The organism is Uliginosibacterium flavum (assembly GCF_040566545.1).
In the GTDB taxonomy this organism is placed as follows: Bacteria; Pseudomonadota; Gammaproteobacteria; order Burkholderiales; family Rhodocyclaceae; genus Uliginosibacterium; species Uliginosibacterium flavum.
Window position 1 is genome coordinate 64,020 of sequence record NZ_JBEWZI010000010.1, and the last position, 21,991, is coordinate 86,010.

Here is a 21,991-nt window from a genome sequence, read left to right on the forward strand (position 1 = left end):
GATCTCAGGATTGATTCGGGACGTTCAGCGCTGCGGGTGGCAAGCCTTGCTGCTGGCGTAGCCACATGCAGGAATAGGCGTGCTCGATGTTGCGGGTCAGGCGCGTCGCGTCAAAAAGGGGGTGGCTACTACGGTTGCACGCGAGCTTTTGACGCAGGGTTTGCAAGTCTGTTGCAGAGTGGGCCAGATGCAGTGCTTTTGCCGCGTAATCGTCAGGGTTCGTCGCAATCAACTCCGGGAAATCCAGTGCGTTCAGCAGGCTGGCTGCGACGCGTGAGGCAAATGTTTCACCCGGCAGGGTCAGGACAGGCAGGCCTGTCCACAGCGCGTCGCTGGCGGTGGTATGGGCGTTGTAATAGAACGTGTCGAGGAATAGGTCTGCGTGACGATGGCGGGCCAGATGCGCGGGCAGGTCCAGACGTGGTGCGAAGATCAGGCGGGAAGGACAGACACCATGTTGTCGCGCTTCCTGTAGCAAGCTGTTTGCAGCGTCCTTATTGTCTTCCAGCAACCACAGAACGCTGCCCTCTTTTTGCAGCAGTAGCTGCATCCAGATGGCGAAGACCTCCAGAGTAATCTTGAAGTTATTGTTGAAGCAACAGAAAACAAAAGCCTTGTCCGGCAGGTTCTGGGTGGCCCGTTCTGGAGCCTGCGCTGCAATTTCTCTGTACTGGTCGTTGGGTTGATAGGAGTGGGGCAGGCGCACGACTTTTTCAGTGTAGTGCACCTCGTCGCCCTCGCGGATCAGTGTGGCGTCAGCGATGATGTAATCCATGAAGGACGCGCCCATCGTGCCGGGATAGCCCAGGTAATTGACCTGGATCGGGGCTGCTCGGTGGGCAAAAATGCCTGCTCGACTATGGGTGGTGTAGCCCTTCAGATCAATGGCAATGTCGATTCCGTGTTTCCTGGCCAGCTGTGCGATTTCAGCGTCATTCAAAGTTTCGACATCCAGAAAGTGTTCGAAAGCGGCCTGAAGGCGTGCGCGCATAGCCCCTGAGCGTTTTGGGCCGAAGGAAAATGCGTGGATTTCAAAGCGCGAACGATCATGCTTTTCGAACAGTTCGGCCATCAGATAGGCCGTAGCGTGATCGTGGAAGTCGGCGGAGAAATAGCCGATGCGAATGCGCTCCGGCTGGCTGGTTTTCTCTTGCCAGAGAGGTGTTGGCTGGGCAGGGAAGTATGCGCCGGCATATTTGTGGGCGCAGACCCGCTGCTGGGCGGGCGTTGATGGGATGGAGAGCAGATCAAACGGCTCCGCAGCATCCAGGCCCTGCTCCACTTTTGTGAGGGTTTTTGCGCAGTCCGACTCGAAGTCGTTCCACAGGCAGGCGCGTGCCTTCAGGTGCAGCAGCCGCCCGTCAATTCGGTCGCGCTGAGGTTCGATCTGCATGAGCTTCTTGCAGTATCCGGCTGCAGCCATATAGGCGCCGATATCGCGGAGTGCATTGCACAGGGCATGCAGCACTTCTGCGCAGTCCGGTTGAATATGCAGGGCATGCTGGTAATGTGTGACAGCCTCCTGCGTGTTGCCGGCGTCTGTAAGAGTGTTGGCCAGGTTGTAGATGATGCGCAGGTCGTCGGGCTGGAGTTGCGCCGCCTTGCGCAGGCTGGCCAGCGCTTCTGCCAGACTGCCTTGCTGGTGCTGTGCCAACCCCAGATTCATGTATGCCATTGCATCGGTGGGTTTGATGCTGAGAGCACGCCGGATCAGGCTGATGGCTTGTGCTGGTTTGCGGGCCGCGAAATTCGCCACGCCGAGCATGTGAAGTACGTCGAATTGAGCGGGAGCGAGCTTTTGTGCGGTTTCGAAAGCGTAGATGGCCGCTTCAGCATCGCCGCCTTGAAGCAGGGCGAGGCCATGGTCAAACAGTTCAGAGAGCCTGCGGGCTTTGGCGGGATTGAGTTTGTGCATGGTGAAGGGGGTATGGCCGTTGGAGCCGCAAAACTGGCGTCATAAAATTTATGACGTGCGGGCCTGGTTATGACTGCGGACGGTGCAAATGGATTTCTGCATTTTCCAGAAACGCCACCCGCCGAACAGGCCTACGCCGATACCCAGTGGTACGAAAGCCACGCCCAGCCACAGCAGCCAGCTGGCGGCGAAAAAATGGATGAAGGTGACGCCCGCAATGACCAGCGTTAGTGCGCTGCGCAGGTAGGCGAGCAGGGTGTTTTCGTTGGCCAGCAGGGTGCGATCGATGGCCAGTTCGTCGCGCAGGATCAGGTCTTCGCTCTGAAAGCGCGCATAGGGCTGATCGGCCATGCTCAGGCGACCAGCCGGCTGAACCAAGCTGGCGGCTCGATGCTGTCGAGCAGGTTCTTCAGGTGCAGGCCCAGTTCGGTGTCGCCTTCGATGCGCAGCTTGCGCTGGAAGAACAGCGTGTCCGGGTCTTCGGTGCGGCGCAGCAGCTTGAGGAAATCGGCACTGGCGGCGCGGAAGCTGACGTCGGCTTCGATGTCGGCGGCGGCCGGGCGGAAGTGGCCGTTCGTGTAACGCAGCGTGGCGCGCGCGCCGAGATCTTCAATGAGGATGCGCAGGGTGCGCCCTTCCAGAAAGCTGAAGTCGGCGTCGATCTGTTTGGTCAGACGGGCCAGTTCCAGGCTCGCGCACAGTGCGTCGCTCCACGGGCGTTGTGGCAGTTTCGGGCCGATTTCGGCGAGGAATTTCGGCAGACGGAAATCAGTGGGCAGCATGTATTTCTCCAAGCTTGATGCCTTCGCGACCCGTCCAGTAACCATCGCACAGGGCGCTCGGGGCCAGAGTGGCCAGTTCGTCCAAGTTTAGCGCATGCCCGTCCAGCGCGGCGCGGTGCATGGCCACGATGCGGGCGGTGTGCTCGGCCTGCGGGCTGATGCGCAGACGCGAAACGCCTGCCGTGGAGAAGTCCGCCTGGTGCGGCAATGCGGCATGGGTGGCTGCAGACTGAGTCTGGGTACCGTTGATGGCGAGGAAGTGTTCGCCCTCGCGGGTGTCCAGTTGCATGCCATCAGGGAATTCAAGGCAGCGGAACTGGCAGTCGTCTTTCTTCAAATTGAAATGGCGCGCGGTGAAGCAGCGAGCCGAGAAGGCCAGCGGCAGGCGGCCCCAGGCGAAGAGTTCGGTTTCCGGCTTTACGATCGGCGCAGCCGCTGCATGTTCCCCTCGCTCGCTTGCGGGAGAGGGGTTAGGGGAGAGGGCTGCGCCGTCTATGTCCTTGAGCAAGGTCGTAAGACCATCGCGCCCCATCTCCACGGGCGGCACCCAGCGCACGGCGCCCAGCCCGGCGAAAAGCTGCAGGGTGGCGGCGTTGTAGATATTCAAGTGCGAGCCGGCGACCCAGCGCGAGCCCTTGAGCAGATTGACCGCGCCCATGTCATTGGCTTCGACGAGGAACTCACCGTTTGCGCAGATCCGGCGCAGCGCCTTCAGCTCGCTTTCGGATTCCAGCAGCGCCTGACAGGACAGCACGACCTCCTTGCCGGCGGACGTAAGCTCGCGCGCCAGTCCCTGCCAGTCATCCAGACGCATCTGCTGGCGCCGGCTGCACACCATCTCGCCGAGGTGAATGGTATCGACGGGCCAGTCGGCGGCTTGCGCGTAGAAGGCCAGTACCGTTTCGCGGGGCCAGAAGTAGAGCAGGGGGCCAAGGGAGAGTTTCATGGGGCGGTGAGGAGTAAGGAGTGAGGAGTGAGGTGTTTGTAGAGCCGCGCGCAGCTTGGTTCTTCGGATTGCCCTGCTCGGAGAAGTCCGTTCTATAAGGCTTTGCGATGAGGGCTTTGAATTTGTCGGGTAAAAATGCCGAAAATGGCTGAGGGCGCGTAGCGAGCGGACGGCAGGCAAGGCGGCGAGCGCAGACAGTGCTTTTGCACGGCGAGCGAGCCAACGCAGCCTGCCGTTCGCGCAGTAGCGCCGTCAGCCATTTTTACTTCCACGGCCGCAGATACGCACCCAGCGTCACATGCTGTCCTTCCGAAACCTTGCCCAGCGCCGCATCCCAGGCCGGTTTCGACGCAAAACGCGCCGGATCGGCGAAAGCCGCGTCGATGGCTGCACGCAGGGTGCGTGTCACTTCCGCCACATAGGCCGGGCTGCGCTGGCGGCCCTCCACCTTGATCGCGGCCACGCCGATGCGCAGCAGGTCGGGCAGGGCGCTGACGATGTTCAGGCTGGTCGGCTCTTCCAGCGCGTAATAGGTTTCGTCATTGACCTCGAAACGCCCCTTGCACAGGGTCGGGTAGCCGGCCGGCTCATCCGGTGCGTACTGGTCGATCAGGATGCCGGACAGGCGCGCTTCGGTGCCTTTGGGCGTTTCCACCCAGCGCACCGCTTTGGCGGGCGAACACACGCCAGCCGTATTCGGCGATTCGCCCGTAGCATAGCTGGAGAGCAGGCAGCGACCTTCGACCATCACGCACAGACTGCCAAAACCGAAGACTTCGATCTCCACGTCGGTATGGCCGATCACGTGTTCTACCTGTGCCAAGGTCAGCACGCGCGGCAGCACGGCGCGCGAGATGCCGAACAGGTCGCGATACAGATTGATCGCCTCGTAATTGGTCGCCGAGCCTTGCACCGAAAGGTGGCGGCGCAAGTCAGGATGGGTCTTGCTGGCGTAATCGAGCAGGCCCGGATCGGCCAGAATCACCGCATTCACACCCAGATCGGCGGCGCTATTCACGGCCTGACGCCAGCGTGCCTCCTCGCCGGGTTGGGCATAGGTGTTGATCGCCATCAGTACCTGACGGCCGCGACTTTGCGCGTAGCGTATGCCCTCGCGGGCAGTGTTTTGGTCGAAATTCAGGCCGGCGAAATTGCGCGCATTGGTCGCATCTTTCAGCCCCAGATAGACCGTATCGGCGCCGTTATCGACGGCCGCTTTCAAGGCAGGCAGGCTGCCGGCGGGGCATACCAGCTCGGGTTTGCGCATGATGACTCTTTGCTGAAAACAGGTGTCCAGCTTAGTCAGGGCGGCGTGCGCGAACCTTGCCTTGGGTCAAGCCGGGATAAGTGGAGCCTATATTCTTGCTGGCGAGGCTAAAGCTTGCCCGACAAATGCCGTAAAATCGCCGACACTCTCCGAAAAGCGCACTCCCGCAGGCTTTCCGGTTTTCAGCAGGGGATAAAAATGGCCAAGGGCGATACCTTCCAGCTCAAGTTTCACGACTACACCGACCCCAGTACCGGCGTGCGCGTCACCCGACTGACGCCCACGGACGTGACTTGTCACCGTAACTACTTCTATCAGAAGTGTTTTACCAATGACGGCAAGAAGCTCATGTTCGGCGGCTGGTTTGACAATAACTGGAACAACTTCCTGCTCGATCTGGACACTCAGGTCGCCACCCAGATCACCGAAGGCGCGGGCAACAACACCTTTGGCTGCTTCCTGTCGCCGGACGACAAGACTTTCTATTACCGCCTGGGCACCAAGGAAATGCGCAAGGTCGATCTGGCCACGCTCAAGGAAGAAACCTATTACACCGTGCCGGATGGCTGGAAAGGCTACGGCACTTGGGGCTCCAACACTGACTGCACCAAGCTTGCCGGCATTGAAGTCATCGAAGACGACCTGCTGCCGCTGACCACCTGGGAGCAGTTCGCGGAACAATTTCACATGAAGCCGCGTTGCCGCCTGATCATTGTCGATATTGAAAAGGGCTCCAGCGAAGTCCTGCTCGACGAAAAGCGCTGGATGGGTCACCCCATCTATCGCCCGGGCGACGACAACACCGTGGCTTTCTGTCACGAAGGTCCGCACGATCTGATCGATTCGCGCATGTGGATGATCAACGAAGACGGTACGAATGCCCGCAAGGTCAAGCAACAGGAAGAGGGCGAATCCTGCACACACGAATTCTGGGTGCCGGACGGCTCCAAGATGATGTACGTGTCTTACAAAAAAGGCAGCTCGGATCGCTGGATCTGTGTGGCCGATCCGGTTACGCTGGAAAACGAAGCCGTGCTGACCATGCCGCCGTGCTCGCATCTGTATAGCAATCACGACGGCTCCCTGGCGGTTGGCGATGGCTGTGATACCCCGGCGGATGTCCAGGATACGGCTGCACATACCCACGAAAATGATCCCTTCCTGTACCTCTTCGATCTGAAGAACAAGACCACCAAGAAGATCTGCGAACATAACTCCTCGTGGAAGGTGTATCGCAATGATCGTCAGGTCACGCACCCACACCCCGGCTTCACGCCGGATGGCAAGCGCGTGTTGTTTTCGTCCGATTTTGAGGGCGAGCCGGCGGTCTATCTGGCCGATCTGCCAACTTGAGCAAGCTGTGTGGTTCCAAGCAAAACGGGCCTGTGGGCCCGTTTTGTTTTTATGCCTCCGGTGCGAGGTGGTCTGTGTTGCATCCTCACAACAGTTTGACTCCCGAATGTGTGGAAAGGCTGCTTTAAGCTTGCCCTGAGCAGCCTCGCTTGCCAGAATCGCATCAACTTCTCGAATCGCGAGAGGTGGGATGGGAGAGTAAGGCAGCAGCTGCCATGCCCCCGATCTTCAACTGTGAGGAGAATTATTCATGCAGAAGAAACTTATTGCTCTGGCTGTTGCTGGTCTGATGTCTGGCGCCGCTTTCGCACAAACTTCCGTCACCGTTGGTGGTAAGTTTGATGCTTGTTATTCGTTCAGCCGCACTCAAGCCAACGACACCGATGGCAACATGATCGGCACCAAGGAATCTGTTGACGGCGGTTGCAACTCGACCAGCCGCATCAGCATCGGCGCCAAGGAAGAAATCGCCAAGGGCTACGACATCCGTGTCGACTTCGATATTCGCTTCGGCAACGTGCATGAAGGCAAAAACGCTGCCACCACTGGCGGCCTGAACAGCAACGATAAGAAGGCCATGGCCTTTACCACGCCGTTCGGCACGCTGCAGTGGGGTGTTGCCAACTTGGCCTCTAACGAGTACAAGCTGGCCGAAAAGCCCTATATGGTGACTCCGAAGGACACCGAGCTGGTCAAGTTCGGCGTGTCCCAGTTCCGTGAAGAGTCCCTGACCAACCGTAACACGACCTACTGGTCCCCGACCTTCAACCTCGGCCCGATCAAGACCTTGGTCAAGGCTACGTACGCCAACGGCGACAACCAGAAGGCTGGCGCCAATGATGCTGACGCTGTTTCTTCTGGCAATGTCTTCGTGATCGGTTCCGAAGGTGTCGTGATGGACGGTATCGTGGATTGGGGCTTCGACGTGACCGACGTGCGTCCGTCTGCTCAGCAGAGCGGTGCAGCTGGTCTGGGTCGTAACTTCACCCACGCTTACCTGAACATCCGTCCGATCCCGGGCAACAAGAACCTGAAGTTCTCGACTGCGTACAACGTGTACAAGGGCGCCTCGGCTCTTGAAGGTTACTACAAGGAAAAGAACACCAATTTCGTGGTGGCTTACAACTTCAATGGCAAGGCTGAAGTCGGTCTGGGTATCTCCCACCTGAACGACTTGGGTTCGGGCCCGACGGGTCGTAACAGCGGCAAGTCGATCATGGTTGGCGGTTCCTACTTCCTGTCGAAGAGCGTGCAAGTGTATGCAAACCTGCAGAAGACTGACTTTGCCCGTCAAGAAGCCCTCGCTAACGGCAAGTATGTTGGCACGGGTGCTAATTTCAGCGGCGGTGCTACCAAGGCTGATGCAACGACCGTCAAGGTCGGTATCATGAAGGAATTCTGATCCTCCGCAAGGAAGATTGGTTTCTGTAAAAAGGCAGCCTTCGGGCTGCCTTTTTTTGTCTACCTGTCAGGGAGCGGCATCGGGCCTTGTTTAGCAGCAGTGCACCCTGAAGATACGCGCGTGACAAGGGTTTCGAGGCGGCTATGCTGAAAAGGCAAGCTGGGTGAGGCTTTTCGGGCAGGCAAGTTCAGAGGGTGAGCGTTTTTTAAACGGCGCGATCTGCCTTTCGCAGGAGCCGCTTTAGCCGCGAAATATCGCGTTCATTCGCGACAATTGATTGGGTCCGCAAACAGTTGCATGTGCCCGTGTGGCAGGCAGACTTCAGTCAGTCTGCCAAGCGTGGTGTGCGACTGAAGTTGCTTCTGGGTTTCAATCTGAAATTGGGCTGAATCAATAAAGCCGCTCAAACCCTCAAGTCAAAGAGTTCAGGGCGGAGCGTAAGGCGCTGATAACTTCGTCCCAGTTGCCCGCTTCGGTCTGGCGGAACAAGCGGGTGCTGTGCCGGTACCAGGGGGAGCTGTCCTCATCCAGGCCCCAGCGCCAGTCTGCACCTTGAGCAAGCAGTACCCAGGTTGGCGTGCCGAGTGCTGCGGCGAGGTGCGCCACTGAGGTGTCGATGCTGATCACGAGATCAAGTTGACAAATCAGGCTGGCCGTGTCGGCGAAATCGCTGATGGCTCTGGTGAGGTGCCGGAAGTTGCCGGTGCTGACCAGCAGCTGTGCGTCTTCTTCGGCCAGATCTTTGCCGACAAAGACGAAGTCGCAGGGCAAGCTGAGGAGGGGTAACAGCTGTTTGGCATGTAGCGAGCGGGAGCGGCCGATACGGTTTTCCAGATTGCCTTGCCACATCAGACCGACCCGAGGCTGGCGCTGGAGGTCTGGTTTGGTTTGCCAATCGTGTTCGAGTCCTGTCGGGGCGCTCAGGTAGGCCTGATGTCGGGCGGGAATGGTCTCGGGCCTGGTGCCGAGTATCCGTGGCAGGCTCAGTAGTGGGCTGTGCAGGTCGTGCGGGGGTGGGATTTCATTCTGTGCAATCACGCTGATGTGCGCTGAGGCGAGGCTGTCGCGCAGGAGTCGTAGCAGCGAAGCCTGAACCTGCAGGATGACAATGGCTCCCTGCTCTGCAAGAGGGAGCGCAAAGCGGCAAAACTGCAGGGTGTCCCCCAGCCCTTGTTCGCTCCATAGCAGGATACGCTGACCCTTTAAAGACGCGCCATGCCAGCGTGGGGCATGGCCTCTGTAGCTGAAAATCACGGGCTCAGGCGTGCGCCAGCGCCACTCGAATTCTTGCCAGCCGGTTTCGTAGTGCCCCAGCGTGAGTTCAACAAGCGCGCGGTTCCAGTGGGCGTTGGCGCAGTCCGGATCAAGCAGTAGGGCTTTGGTGTGGGCCTCTGCAGCTTCATTGAAGCGACGCAGTGCGCGCAGTGCTGTGCCTCGGGCGGTATGCCACTCTGGGTTGTCCGCATCCAGTCTGATAGCGTGCTCATAGGCAGAAAGTGCTTTCCCTGGCTTGGCTAGAAGCATCAGGATGCTGCCTTGATTGCCGTATGCGCTTGCATTGCCAGGGTCAAGTGCAATAGATTTTTCCATGGCATCAAGCGCAGCAGAAGGCGCATCGTCCTTCATCCTGCACAAGGCCAGGTTGAGCCAGGCAGTGGGGTTGGCCGGGTTGTGAGCCAGCACTTGTTCACAAAGGGAGGTGGCTTCTGCTGTTTGGCTGTTTTCGAGCAGGATGCCGGCCAGATTGACTTGCAATGATTCACGTCCGGGGGCGTGTGTCAGTGCCTGGCGTAGCAGGGTTTCGGCTTCCGGCAGATTGCCTGCCTCTTGTGCTGCCAGGGCCCGAAGAAACAGATTCTTGGCTAAGCTCAGATTTTCCATTGGCATGCGTCACATGGGGAGAGCGCCCATTTTCCTGTGCCGGGGGCGTAGTGGCAATTTAAATCTGCACGCAAAAAAGCCGCAGCCATTGCGGCTGCGGCTTAAAAACCCGGCGGTTGCGGCCGGGGCCCGATGAGCTTGAAACTCAGGCGGCCTTCTTGCCCTTGGCGGTGGAGCTGCCCACGGCCTTGACGGTGGCGGTGGTGGCGGCTGCGACATTGGCTTCGGCGATTTCGGCGACTTGTTTGGCAGCTTTGTTGATGCTGTCGTAAGCGGAGTTGGCTGCGGCAATGGCGGACTTGACGGCGGCGACAGCAACGTCGGAACCGGCAGGTGCAGACTTGGCGGCCTTGTCGAGTGCGGCGGAAACGTTCTTGTTTACTTCGGAGAGCTGGCCTTCGAGGATCTTGCCGATGTCTTCCTGAGCGGCGGCGCTGATTTCATACACGCTGCGGCTATAGGCGACGATTTTTTCGACAGCCGGCTGTGCCAGGGTGGATTGCAGGGAGCTGAGCTCTTGTGCATCCTTGGCGCCGAGCAGGGTCTTGGCCGTGGCGACGCTGTCTTCCAGCATGGCGCGGGCGGTGTTCAGGTTCAACGTAGCAAGCTTCTCGGCGCTGGCAAAGGCAGTGTTTGCGAAGGTCAGAGCGGCTTCGATGGCGGTTTTGTTGGCGACGTTGATTTGATCTGGCAGGGACATGGTTGACTCCTAGATAGTTGATTTCGGATTGAAGCGGCTACATGAGGACTGAATGTGCTGCTTGCGACGAAATTGCTGCATCGCACAATCTGAATTATACGAAGGACTTTTGCGCTGTCAAGAATAATTTTGCTGCGTTGCGTCAAGTTTTTTTGGTGGCGCGGCGCCATTATCTGCAAGGCTTGGCGCTTGGCCTACTGTCCGTACGGGCGGGGTCTTTGTTGTGATGCGGGGTGTTTTTGGAGGGGCGAGTCTAGCTGGGGGCGGGCGAAATGCCCAGGATTCCGTTGCGCTGGATATCGGTCCGCGGGATAGGGCCTTGAAGAAGCGCATCCGGCGGTTCTCTTCAGGCAGGCATGTCGTAGAGGCAGGCGCAGAGCGGCTTTTCACGACATGCCTTTCGTTGGAGCGGCTTTAGTCGCGAATGGATGCGTGATTCGCGGCTAAAGCCGCTCCTACAACTTTGGGTGCTCAGCACTCAGAACTCAGAACTCAGAACTCCGGATTTCCGCGTCCAGTGCTTCGATCGTTCGGCTCAGGGCTGCGTGCAGCTGGCTTTCGTGCACGGGTTTGGTGAGGTAGTCGTTCATGCCGCAGGCGAGGTAGAGGGCGCGGTCTTCGGCGCTGGCGTTGGCCGTGACGGCGACGATGCGGATCTTCGGGTTGCGCACGGGAGTGTCGGGCAGGCCGCCGGCGCGGATTGCACGGGTGGCATCGGCACCGTCCATGACAGGCATGCGTCCGTCCATGAGAATCAGGTCGAAATCATTTTCTGCGAGGGCGGCGATGGCGGCGCGGCCGTTTTCGACCATGGTGACGTTGTGTCCGAGGTGTTTGAGCTGGGCACGGATGATGAGTTGATTCACGCGCACGTCTTCGGCGCAGAGGATGTTCAGGCGGCGCGAGTGCGGTGGCAGTTCGTCGCTGGCGGTTGGGACGGGGGCCGGGGCTTCGCCGGGGGCCAGTTGCAGATCGAATTCAAAGCTGCTGCCGACGCCAACGTGGCTGACGACGCTGAGTTTGCCGCCCATGGCTTCCACGAGCTGCTGGCTGATGGCCAGACCCAGGCCGGTGCCGCCGAAGCGCCGGGTGGTGGAGGTGTCGGCTTGCTGGAACATCTGGAAGAGTTTCGGGACGACATCGGGGGCGATGCCGATGCCGGTATCTGCGACGCAGAAGATGACTTGCTGGCGTCCGTTATGGACCGGATTGGCGCGAATGCGCAGGCTGATTTCTCCTTGTTCGGTGAATTTCAGGGCGTTGCCGACAAGGTTGATGAGGATCTGGCGGATGCGCGTGGGGTCGCCCCGGAAGTGTTGGGGCAGTTGCGGATCGACTTCCAGAATGAAGCGCAGGGCGCGTTGTTCGGCTTGTTCACGGAAGCTTTTGAGGATTTCGCGGGCGGTGCTATGCAGGTCGAAATTGATGTCTTCGAGCAGGAGCTGGCCGGCCTCGATTTTCGAGAAATCCAGGATGTCGCTGATGATGCGCAGCAGGGATTCGGCGCTGTTGAGGCTGGTGTCGAGATAGTCGCGGGTGCCGGGCAGGATCTGTGCATCTTTCATGGCTAGGCGCAGGGTACCGATCACGCCCGAAAGCGGAGTGCGGATTTCATGGCTCATGGCGGCGAGGAATTGCGATTTCGCGGTGCTGGCGTGTTGCCAGCGCAGCTCGGCTTCGCGCCAGGCGGTGATGTCGAAATTGGCGCCGACGATCACCGGGTGGCCATTCGCGTCTTCGCAACTGCCTTTTGAAATGAAGCGATAGACATTTTTGCCGGTGACTGGATGCTTCAGGCATTCCTCTTTGGCGATCACCAGGCCGTTCAGCACTTCCTGGTCTTCTTCGATCACCTGTTGTGCATGTTCGGGATTGTCGGAAAGGTCAAAGGGTGATTTGCCGACCAGTTGTTCTGGCCTGAGCAGGCGATTGCGGCAAAGGGCTTCGTTGACCAGCAGGTAGCGGCTGGCGGCGTCCTTGACGTAGACCGGCTGCGGGATGACATCTACGAAGCGTTGCATGTAAGTCTGGATGCGCTGACTTTGCATCACTTCGCGTGTCAGGCTTTCCTGGGTCGCGCGTTCGGCTTGGCGCAGGCCGGTGATGTCGAAATGCGCACCTACGATCAAGGCGGCACCCGTGGGGGCGAAGCACAGGCGTTTCGAGACCAGGCGGAAACACTCCTCGCCGGTGATCGGGTAAGTGGTGTGTTGCTCCTTGAACACGCTGCCGCCGGCGAGTACTTCGCTGTCTTCGCTGGAGAGGGTGCGGCTGGCCTCCGGATTGGGCGAGAGGTCGAAGGAGGTGAGGCCGATGATTTCGCTGGCAGGGCGACGGCGTTCTTCGGCAAAGGCCTGATTGATCCACAGGAAGCGTGATTGTGCGTCCTTAATGTAGACCGGCTCGGGGATTGCATCGATCAGGCGCTGGACGAAGGAGTGGACTTGTTCAGGTTCGGTTTTGGCGGCCTGACGCATCAGGCGCACGCAGGGCAGGATCAGGCCAGCGGTTGCGGCCAGGCACAGGCCGAGGAGCGGCGGCAGATCGAACTGGTGCAGTCCGGCCGCGCCGAGCAGAGCCATCGAAAAGGAGAGGGCAATCCACAGCCAGTCGGCTTTCATGTGGCCGCCACCGGGTCTTCAATCAGTAGGCAGAGCATGCTGATGTGCAGTTTATGGCAGCGCGGCTGGCCTTGTAGATGATTTGGCAAGGTGAACACGGGTTCGGTGTCTGTATTGAGCGCGGCGGACAGGATTTCGGTGCTGTCGGTCTGGCGCGTGGTAACGGCCGGGCTGGCGAGGCGGATTCCAGGCTGTCCGCCATGTGTGCCATCGAATATGCAGAGCGGTGTGGGATGCATGTTAGCGAATGATTGCAAGTGGGCCAAGCTGTCACGGTGCGCACTTGGTCTGGCGCCACTGGGTGATCAGGATCAGTCCGAGGATGCACCAGTCCAGCTTCATGGCGCCTTCACTGCTGGTGCCGTTCGTTTGTGCAGGCGTTCGCTGCAGCGCTGCAGGGCTTCGGCCAGCTTTGCTTCGTCGATGGGTTTGGTCAGGAAATCATCCATGCCGGCGGAGAGATACTCTTCGCGATCTTCCAGGCTGGCGTTGGCGGTCAGCGCAATGATCGGGATGCGGGCGTCGCGCACGGCGATGCCTGGCAGGCCGCCGGCACGAATCGCGCGGGCGGCGTCTGCGCCATCCATTTCGGGCATGCGTCCATCCATCAGCACCAGATCAAAGTCCTTTTCGGTCAGCGCCTGAACGGCAGCGACGCCGTCCTCCGCGAAGCTGACCGTGTGGCCCATGTCTTCGAGCATGGCCTGCACAATCATGCGGTTGGTGGCCGAGTCTTCGGCACACAGGATGTCCAGGCGGTGCGCGGCGCGCTGGGCGATGTGTGCCGCGGGCAGACTGTTTTCACTGCTCGCCAGCAGCGGCAAGGTGAAGCGGAAAGTGGTGCCCACGCCTTCCTCGCTTTGCACGCCAATTACCCCGCCCATGGCTTCGACGAGCTGGCGGCTGATCGCCAGGCCCAGACCGGTGCCGCCGAATTTGCGCGCGGTGGAGCTGTCGGCCTGCTGGAATTTCTGGAACAGGCGGCCGACGGCTTCGGGCGGAATACCTACGCCGGTGTCGCGCACCGCAAAGGCGATGCGGCCTTCGCCTTCGTCGGAATCTGAGTCGACCATTACCGTGATGCGTCCGGCTGCGGTGAATTTGATGGCATTGCCGACCAGATTGGTCAGCACCTGACGGATCCGCACCGGATCCCCGCGCACCCGGCGCGGCACCTGTGGGCCCATGTCCAGGGTGAAGCGCAGACCCTTGGTCTGGGCCGTGTGGCGCAGCAGTTGCATGGTGTCGTCGAGCAGCTTGTGCAGGTCGATGTCGATTTCTTCGATCTTGAGCTGGCCGGCTTCGATTTTCGAGAAGTCGAGGATGTCGTTGATGATGCCCAGCAGCGATTCGGCGCTGGATAGGCCCGTGTCCAGATAGTGGCGTGTGCCCGGGGCCAGCGCTTCATCGCGCATGGCCAGGCGCAGGGTGCCGATCACGCCGGAGATCGGGGTGCGGATCTCGTGGCTCATATTGGCGAGGAAGGCGGACTTTGCCGCATTGGCGCGCTCGGCGGTTTCCTTGGCGTGTTGCCAGCGGGTTTCCGCTTCGCGCAGTGAGGTGATGTCGGAGAGCACGCCGATGCGCACCGGCAAGCCGTCGGCGCCTTCGCTGACCGTGTCGAAGAGTACGAAGTGGCGGATCTGGCCCATTTCGCTCGGCAGGCTCAAGCTGCGATGATGCACATGCATGTCCTGTCCATGCGCCCTCGTTTCCGTCAGTGGGATGCTGTCGGGCAGAGGCGGTAGTCCCATCTCCGCGCTGCTGGCACCGACCAGCGTCTCGGTGCTGCTGCCGAGCATGCGGGCCAAGGCACGGTTGAGCATCACGAACTGGCCCTGACTGTTCTCCACAAACAGCGGCGTGGGCAGGGCGTCAAACACCGCCTGCAGGAAATCCAGCAACTGGGTCTGGCTCTGCAGCGCGCCTTGCAGCGCATTTTCGGCACGGCGCCAGGGCGTGATGTCGAAGTTGGCGCCGACAATGATCGGTTCGCCATCCGCATTCAGGCAGGTGTTCTTGGAAATCAGACGGTAGGCATCCTGACCCGTGTAAGGGTGCTGAATGTGCTCTTCCTTGAGGATCACCTTGCCTTCGATGATCTGTTGATCTTCCCGTTTTACCAGCGCCGCATAGCTGGGCGTGGCGCCGAGTTCCTCAGGGGTGTGGCCGAGCAATTCCGTGGGACTCTTGCCCGTATCTTGCACCATGGCACCATTGACCATCACATAGCGGCTGGCTGCATCCTTCACGTATACAGGTTGCGGGATCACGTCGATCAGGCGCTGGGCAAATGCCTGGGCGCGCTGGCGCAGGGCTTTTTCGCGCTCCAGCGTGTCCTGCAGCTTGCGCTCGGCAAGCTTCCATTCGGTGATGTACAGGTGTGCGCCGACCACCACCGGTTTGCCATCGGCATCCACGCAGCGGCGTTTGCGCACAATGCGGAAACATTCCTCGCCACTGACCGGCAGCGTGGTGTGCTGTTCCTTGTTGACCTCGCCACCCGCCAGCACGGCTAGATCCTCGCGCGCCGAGAGCGAGGCTGCGGCGTTATCGGGGGCCAGATCGTCCGAGGTCAGTCCGAGCAGGCTGGCATGCGGGCGGGCACGTTCGCGGGCGAAAGCTTCATTGACCATGATGAAGCGGCGGTTCTCGTCTTTCACATAAACCGGGTCGGGGATGACATCAATCAGGCGTTGAACGAAATCCTGCACGCGCTGGCGTAGATCTGCCTCGCGTTGCAGTGCATCTTGCAGGCCATCTTCGGTTTGCACCCAGTGAGTCGTGTTCAGATTGCAGCCCACGATCAGGGATTCGCCGCCCGGAAACGGGCATGCGCGCTTGCTGACCCGTTGGTAGCGATCCTCGCCGGTGACCGGGTTGGGTGCGTGTTCTTCCTTCTGCACCGCCTGACCCGCGAAGATGGCTTGATCCTCGGCACGCACTCGCGCGCCGTATTCCGCACCGAAAATATCTTCAGGCGTGTGGCCGATGACTTGCTCGGCTTTCAGCGAGTGCTCGCCCAGGAAGGCCTGATTGGCCAGCACATAGCGGCTGTTCCGGTCTTTCAGATAGACCGGATCGGGGATCTGATCGAGCACCGCCTGTAATTGTGCCAGCCCTTCAGGCAGTGCCGGGCGCGTGCGCAGTAGCGGCCAGGCAAGAGGCGCGAGCGCCCCGGCAGCAACGCTCAGCAGCGCCGGCAAGACTGGCAGGGCCAGCCCGAGCGCCAGCCCGCCCCCCAGCAAGGTGCCGACAGCCGTGAGAAGTAAACGGAACAGCTCAGGATTCATTGGGGAGCAGCCCTTGCGAAGGATGGGATGTCATCCTTCTGCTTATCGGCAGGAGGCGCTGGGCCTTGACCGCCAGAGAGAGCCAATCCGGGCTGCCCGGAAGGGCTTTAAAACAGTGCTGAGTGGGGGGTGCTTGCAGAGCCGCTCGGGTATTCGTTCTTCGGGCAGGGGTGGTGGAGAGTCAATGCGGGTGAGGCTCTGCAGGCATGCTTAGACCGAAAATGTAGAGTCGACGAGCGTAGCGAACTCAACCGGAGGGTGTTTGGCGTTGCGGGGATGAGGCGATCCGCTGGATCGCTGAAGGAATTCGCTGCGCTCGTCCGCCCTACGAAAACTGGCCCTGCCTGTAGAGCCTCATCGGTATTGCCTCTACAGGCACGCTGTTTGAAGGAGTCCGCCGCACGCGGCTTTCCGCCCACTCAGCACTCAATCCTCAGAACTCAGCACTTCGCCGCGGGCGGGCGCCCTCAAGCTTTGCCGTGCCCTGACGATAAGCAAAAGGTGGATAGCCGCAGCCTGCGGCCGCCCGTGTGCGAGAGCGTGCCCGATGGATCTTCCTGAAGCTCAGCGCGAAGCCCGAATCCTGATCATCGACGACTCGCCCTCCAGCATTCGTCTGGTGAGCCATTTCGTGCGCGATATGGGTTCAGTGCATTTCGCCACAAGCGGCGACGCCGGGCTGAAAACGGCGGTCGATCTGCTGCCGGATCTGATTTTGCTGGATATGGAAATGCCTGGCATGGATGGCTTGGAAACCTGTTGTCAGCTAAAAAAACACGCCGATTTGCTGGATGTGCCGGTGATCTTCATCACTGCGCATCACGGGGTGGATCACGAGGTGGCCGGGTTCGCCGCCGGCGCGGTGGATTTCATTGGGAAGCCCTTGTCCGAGCCGATCGTGCGCGCGCGCGTGCGCACCCATCTGACCCTCAAACGCCAGGGCGACACCTTGCGCGAACTGGCCATGATGGATGGTTTGACCGGCATCCATAACCGACGCGCGTTTGATGAACGCATCGCTCTCGAAGCGCGGCGTCATCGGCGCACCCCGGGTTCGCTGGGTCTGGTGATCGTCGATATTGATCATTTCAAGGCCTACAACGATTTTTATGGTCATCAGGCGGGCGACGCCTGTTTGCGTGAAGTGGCTCGCACCATTGATGCCAATGCGCGGCGTCCCGGTGAGATGGCGGCGCGCTATGGCGGCGAAGAATTTGCGGTGATCATTCCGAACTGCACGCCGGACGAGGTGCTGCGGTACGGCGAATTCCTGATCGAGAAAGTGCACGGACTGGCGCTGCCGCACGAGGCCGTGGGAACGGGGATTGTGACCATCAGCGTGGGCGTGGCGGCGGGTGAGCCGCAGTCCGATATTTCGGATCAGCAACTGCTGGCCAGTGCCGATGCCGCGCTCTACCGTGCCAAGGCCGGTGGGCGCAATTGCGTGTGCCAGGGAGAGATTAAATGAATCAGGCGGAGCTGCCCGTGTCGCCTGCGGGTGCCACGCAGGCGGTCAAACTTTGGCGTGCTTTACCCTGGCTGGTTCTGGGCCTGAGCTTGATGATTACCGTGGCGGGCTGGCATCTGGCGCGGCGGAACGTGCAACAGAATCGCGAAAGCGTGTTTGCCGACGCGGTGGCGAATGCGCGCCATGACATCGAGCAGCGCATGGAGACTTACCGGCAGGTGTTGCTGGGTGCGGGTGGCTTGGTGCGCGCCAGCAATGATGTCAGCCGCGAGGAGTTTCAGACTTATTTCCAGACCCTGCAACTGTCGCATCGCTATTCTGGCGTAACCGGGGTCGGCTATGCCGTCGTCTTCGGGCCGGATGAGTTGGCTGCGCATGAGCGGCGGCTGCGTGCTGACGGTTTTCCAGCGTACCGGGTCTTGCCGCCAGGCCGGCGTAGTCGTTACAGCGCGATCATCTATGGCGCGCCGGAGACGGCTGATAATCAGCGTGCGCTGGGCATGGACATGCTCACCGAGGAGACGCGACGACACGCGATGGATCGGGCGCGCGATTCCGGCCAGACCGCGCTGAGTGGCAAGCTGCGTCTGTTTCTCGGGGCCGATGCGGCGAACCAGACGAGCATGATCATGTATGTGCCGGTGTATCGCACGGGCGCGCCGGTGGCCTCGCTGGAGCAACGCCGCAGTGCCCTGATCGGTTATGTTTTTGCGGCATTCCGCATGGATGAATTGCTGGCAGGAATTTTTGGTAAACAGCAGAACTCGGGGCTGGATCTGCAGCTTTACGACGGCAAGCAGGTGAGTGCGCAGCAGCTGCTTTACGACTCGGCCGTGCATCAGGTGCCGGAGGCTCTGAGTGGCAGCGAGGCCTTGCATACCGAGACGCGGCTTGAACTGCCGGGTGGGCAGTGGACGGCGGCGTTCCAGGCGCGCAGGAGTCTGCTGGAGACTTCCGCCAGCAGCCTGCCCGAGCTGATTCTGGGTGGTGGTCTTCTGCTGGATGGCATGTTGTTCGCGCTACTGTTGATTTATAGCCACTCGGAGCGGCGCATTCTGGCCAAGGCCAATGAAAAAGCTGAGGCCATGACGGCCGAGTTGCGCGCCAGTGAAGGGCGTTTCCGTCAGGTGGTGCAAGCCAGTCCCGGCGGTTTGCTGCTGGTGGATCCGCATGGCCGGGTCGAGATGGCCAATGCCCAGGCCGAGCACATCTTCGGCTATGCGCCGGAAGGCTTGCTCGGCGTGGAGGTCGAGTTGCTGATGCCCGTATCGCTGCGTGATGTGCATCATGGCCAGCGCGGCGCATACATGCAGCAACCGGCTGAGCGGGCGATGGGGGCCGGCCGCGATCTGCGCGGGCTGCGCCTGGATGGTCGTGAGTTTGATATCGAGATCGCCCTTTGCCCGCTGCAAACCGAGCGCGGCAATCGGGTGCTGGCAGCGGTTACCGACATCTCCGAGCGCCGTGCGCGCACGCAGCTGGAGGCGAGCACGCGGGCGTTGATGCAGGGCGTGATTGATGCGGCAAGCGAGTTTTCGATCATCGCGACCGCCCCGGATGGTCTGATCACCATGTTCAATACCGGTGCGCAGCGCATGCTGGGGTACTCCGCTGAAGAGATGGTGGGCAAACAGACGCCTGCGATCATTCACGATCCGATCGAGCTTCGGGCGCGTGGCGAGGAGCTGTCGCAAGAGGCGGGCGAGCATATCGAGGGCTTTGATGTATTCGTGCATGCAGCGCGGGCCGGGCGTACCGAGGCCCGTGAATGGAGGTATTTCCGCAAGGATGGCAGCAGCCTGCCGGTGAGTCTGACGGTCAGCGCGATTCCAGGTGTGGAGGGTACGCCGGGGGGATTCATCGGTATCGCCTATGACATCAGCGCCCGTCGCCAGACCGAGCGTGCGCTGGCCGAGGCGCGCGATCATGCCGAGGCAACGAGCCGTTCCAAGACCGAATTCCTCTCCAACATGAGCCATGAGATCCGCACGCCGCTGAACGCCGTGCTGGGTATGGCGCAGCTCTTGGGCTTTGGCCGGCTGGAGCCCGAACAGCGCGAATATCTGCGCATGATCGAAAGGTCCGGCAAGACGTTGTTGAGCATCCTCAACGACATTCTGGATTTTTCGAAGATCGAGGCGGGCCGTCTGGAGCTGGCGCCAGTGCCTTTCTATATGCAGGATCTGACTGATGGCCTGGCCGATATCATGCAGTCCAGCGCGGCTGACAAGGATCTGGATCTGTCCATCGACATCGATCCGACAGTGCCGGCCTGCCTGCTTGGCGATCAGCTGCGTTTGCAGCAGATCCTGATCAATTTGCTGGGCAATGCCATCAAATTTACGCAGCAAGGCGAGGTGAATCTGCGCATCCATCTGGTGGAGGCGGATGAGGACGCAGTGAAGCTGCGCTTCACTGTGCGCGACACGGGCATTGGCATGAGCGAGGAGCAGATCGGGCGTCTGTTCCAGCCCTTCTCGCAGGCCGACAATTCGATGACACGCAAATTCGGCGGCTCGGGCTTGGGGCTGGCGATCTGCAAGCGTCTGGTCGAGATGATGGGCGGCACGATTGGCGTGAGCAGTACGCCCAACCACGGCAGCAGCTTCCGCTTCACCGCCCGCTTGCCGCGCGTGCCGCAGGGCCAGGGCGTGTTGTCGGCCTCGCTGGATGAATTGCAGGTGCGGGATGTGTTGCTGGTCGAATCCAGTGCCACGGCGGCCGGCTCGATTGCCTCGGCAGCCAACGCGCTGGGCGTTAATTGCGAGAATTGCGCGAGCGAATCCGAGGCCATGGCCCGCATCATCACGCGCGGGCGGGCGCATGACGTGGTGCTGATCGACTGGAACATGCCGGATCGTGGCCGCAGCCAGCTGCTCACGCAATTGCGCGGCAAGGCCGCTGCGCGCCACACCATCGTGCTGGCGATTTCCTCCGTCTTCGGTCGCGAAGCCTTGAATGCCGATCCGCTGGCGGTCTCGCTCGATGGCGTGCTGGTCAAGCCGGTTACCAGTTCGACCTTGCTCGATTGCGTGATGCAGGCCTGCGCCAAGCGCGACAGCTCGCGCGATCTGCGCAAGCTGATGCAGGTGCCGGAGCTGCAGTTGCGCGCCCGCTCGCTGCGCGGCGCCCGCCTGCTGCTGGTGGAGGACAACTCCATCAATCAACTGGTGGCGCGCGGCATCCTGCAGCAGGCCGGCGCCGTGCTGGATGTGGCCAATAACGGACAGGAGGCTGTGGATCGGCTGCGTCAGCATCCCGGTCTGTATGTGATGGTGTTGATGGATGTGCAGATGCCCGTGATGGATGGCATCACCGCCACGCGCATCATTCGCGAGGAGCTGGGTCTGGCCTTGCCCATCGTGGCCATGACCGCCGGCGTGCTGCAGTCGCAGCGCGATGAATGCATGGCGGCGGGGATGACGGATTTCCTCTCCAAGCCGCTGGATGCGCAGCTGACTATCGATACCCTGGATCGTGTGCTGCTCGGCAGTGCTTATGTTGAGCCCGCTGTGGTGGCGCCCGCCAGTGCTGCCCCAGCTGATGAAGCCCCGCCTGCAGTTGATTTGCCTGTGCCGGAGCTCGAAGCCGGCGAGGGCGTCGACGGCCTTGATCGCGCGGGTGCGCTGGCCCGTATCGGGCGCAATCAGACCTTGTATCGCGAGCTGCTGCTGCAGTTCCGCATAGAAGCCAGCGAGCTGCCGATCGAGACACAACGCTCGCTCGATAGCGGCGCGCTGCGTGATGCGGGGCGTGGTTTCCACACTCTGAAATCGACCGCCGCCAGCATCGGTGCGAACGCCCTGGCGGCACTCGCCCAGACCGGCGAGATGGCTATGCACGACAGTGATCTCGCTCTGGCGCAACAAAGCCTGAACGATATCCGTGTCGAGCTGGAGCGCTTGCTGCCCGCGATTTCCCGTTCGCTGGAGCAACACAAACTCTCGCCCGCCCAGGCCGCCTCGGCAGTCACCGGCGTGGATCGCGTCGCGCTGGAGCAATTGCTGGAACAACTGCGCCGCCACGATCTGGATGCGCTGGACGCCTTCGAATACCTGCGCGCCGGCTTGCCGGGTTCCTTCGGCAGCGTCGATTCCGAACGCCTGACGATCCTGATCAGCGCGCTGGATTTCGATCCGGCGGCGGCGCTGTTGGAACGATTGATGAAGCAATAAAAGTGCTGAGGACTGAGTGCTGAGTAAAGGCACTCGCTTTGTGAGGTGTGTCGTGAAGAGCCGCTCTGCGCCTTCCTCTGCGGCATATCTGCCTGAAGAGGTCCGCTGGGTGGGCTTCTTTGAGGCCCGTTTTCGTAGGGTGGGTTCGCGAAGCAACCCGCCACGATCCGTCAATTGCCGATGGTGGG

The 21,991-nt window shown here is 60.7% G+C and carries 15 protein-coding genes; 5 read left to right on the forward strand and 10 right to left on the reverse strand.

The features are described from left to right. Nucleotides 1-4: 4 nt before the first annotated feature. The 5 genes from ABXR19_RS10820 to ubiU all read right to left on the reverse strand — a co-directional run bounded on the left by ABXR19_RS10820 (nt 5) and on the right by ubiU (nt 4,910). Entirely contained in the window at nt 5-1,915 is a 1,911-nt protein-coding gene (locus ABXR19_RS10820; RefSeq protein ID WP_354601140.1) for an O-linked N-acetylglucosamine transferase, SPINDLY family protein, read from the reverse strand. Nucleotides 1,916-1,963: 48 nt separating this feature from the next. Then, nucleotides 1,964-2,266 (reverse strand): DUF202 domain-containing protein, encoded by a 303-nt coding sequence (locus ABXR19_RS10825; protein WP_354601141.1) that lies wholly within the window; start codon nt 2,264-2,266, stop codon nt 1,964-1,966. 2 nt (nt 2,267-2,268) lie between these two features. Beyond that, on the reverse strand, nt 2,269-2,697 hold the full coding sequence (gene ubiT / locus ABXR19_RS10830; protein ID WP_354601142.1) for a ubiquinone anaerobic biosynthesis accessory factor UbiT: 429 nt from the start codon (nt 2,695-2,697) through the stop codon (nt 2,269-2,271). Beyond that, entirely contained in the window at nt 2,684-3,643 is a 960-nt protein-coding gene (gene ubiV, locus ABXR19_RS10835) for a ubiquinone anaerobic biosynthesis protein UbiV (protein WP_354601143.1), read from the reverse strand. The genes ubiT and ubiV overlap by 14 nt, the downstream gene beginning before the upstream one ends. A gap of 262 nt (nt 3,644-3,905) precedes the next feature. Beyond that, the gene (gene ubiU, locus ABXR19_RS10840) at nt 3,906-4,910 is read right to left on the reverse strand and encodes a ubiquinone anaerobic biosynthesis protein UbiU (RefSeq protein WP_354601144.1); all 1,005 of its coding nucleotides are present in this window, start codon (nt 4,908-4,910) and stop codon (nt 3,906-3,908) included. Between the two features lie 198 nt (nt 4,911-5,108). Here ubiU and ABXR19_RS10845 point away from each other — a divergent pair, with 198 nt between their 5' ends. The 3 genes from ABXR19_RS10845 (at nt 5,109) to ABXR19_RS10855 (ending at nt 7,815) form a co-directional block, all read left to right on the forward strand. Beyond that, nucleotides 5,109-6,263 carry an oligogalacturonate lyase family protein gene (locus tag ABXR19_RS10845; protein WP_354601145.1) on the forward strand — a complete coding sequence of 385 codons (1,155 nt, stop codon included), beginning with the start codon at nt 5,109-5,111 and terminating at the stop codon, nt 6,261-6,263. 250 nt (nt 6,264-6,513) lie between these two features. Continuing rightward, nucleotides 6,514-7,665 (forward strand): porin, encoded by a 1,152-nt coding sequence (locus tag ABXR19_RS10850; RefSeq protein ID WP_354601146.1) that lies wholly within the window; start codon nt 6,514-6,516, stop codon nt 7,663-7,665. 63 nt (nt 7,666-7,728) lie between these two features. Continuing rightward, nucleotides 7,729-7,815, forward strand: a complete 87-nt coding sequence (locus ABXR19_RS10855) for a hypothetical protein (protein ID WP_354601214.1) — start codon at nt 7,729-7,731, stop codon at nt 7,813-7,815. Between the two features lie 261 nt (nt 7,816-8,076). Here ABXR19_RS10855 and ABXR19_RS10860 read toward each other — a convergent pair whose 3' ends face one another. From ABXR19_RS10860 to ABXR19_RS10880, 5 genes are all read right to left on the reverse strand, one after another. Further along, nucleotides 8,077-9,546 carry a tetratricopeptide repeat protein gene (locus ABXR19_RS10860; RefSeq protein WP_354601147.1) on the reverse strand — a complete coding sequence of 490 codons (1,470 nt, stop codon included), beginning with the start codon at nt 9,544-9,546 and terminating at the stop codon, nt 8,077-8,079. Between the two features lie 145 nt (nt 9,547-9,691). Continuing rightward, nucleotides 9,692-10,246 carry a phasin family protein gene (locus ABXR19_RS10865; protein WP_354601148.1) on the reverse strand — a complete coding sequence of 185 codons (555 nt, stop codon included), beginning with the start codon at nt 10,244-10,246 and terminating at the stop codon, nt 9,692-9,694. Between the two features lie 485 nt (nt 10,247-10,731). Then, on the reverse strand, nt 10,732-12,867 hold the full coding sequence (locus tag ABXR19_RS10870) for an ATP-binding protein (protein WP_354601149.1): 2,136 nt from the start codon (nt 12,865-12,867) through the stop codon (nt 10,732-10,734). After that, entirely contained in the window at nt 12,864-13,106 is a 243-nt protein-coding gene (locus ABXR19_RS10875; protein WP_354601150.1) for a hypothetical protein, read from the reverse strand. Before ABXR19_RS10875 ends, ABXR19_RS10870 begins: the two co-directional genes overlap by 4 nt. Nucleotides 13,107-13,205: 99 nt before the next feature. Then, entirely contained in the window at nt 13,206-16,160 is a 2,955-nt protein-coding gene (locus tag ABXR19_RS10880; protein WP_354601151.1) for a PAS domain-containing hybrid sensor histidine kinase/response regulator, read from the reverse strand. Nucleotides 16,161-16,707: 547 nt separating this feature from the next. Between ABXR19_RS10880 and ABXR19_RS10885 the strand changes: the two genes are divergently transcribed. Beyond that, nucleotides 16,708-17,628: a GGDEF domain-containing response regulator gene (locus tag ABXR19_RS10885; protein WP_354601152.1), complete on the forward strand. Its 921-nt coding sequence runs from the start codon at nt 16,708-16,710 to the stop codon at nt 17,626-17,628. After that, a complete protein-coding gene (locus ABXR19_RS10890; protein ID WP_354601153.1) occupies nt 17,625-21,803 on the forward strand; it encodes a CHASE domain-containing protein in 4,179 nt (1,392 codons plus the stop codon). The genes ABXR19_RS10885 and ABXR19_RS10890 overlap by 4 nt, the downstream gene beginning before the upstream one ends. The last annotated feature ends 188 nt before the right edge of the window (nt 21,804-21,991 follow it).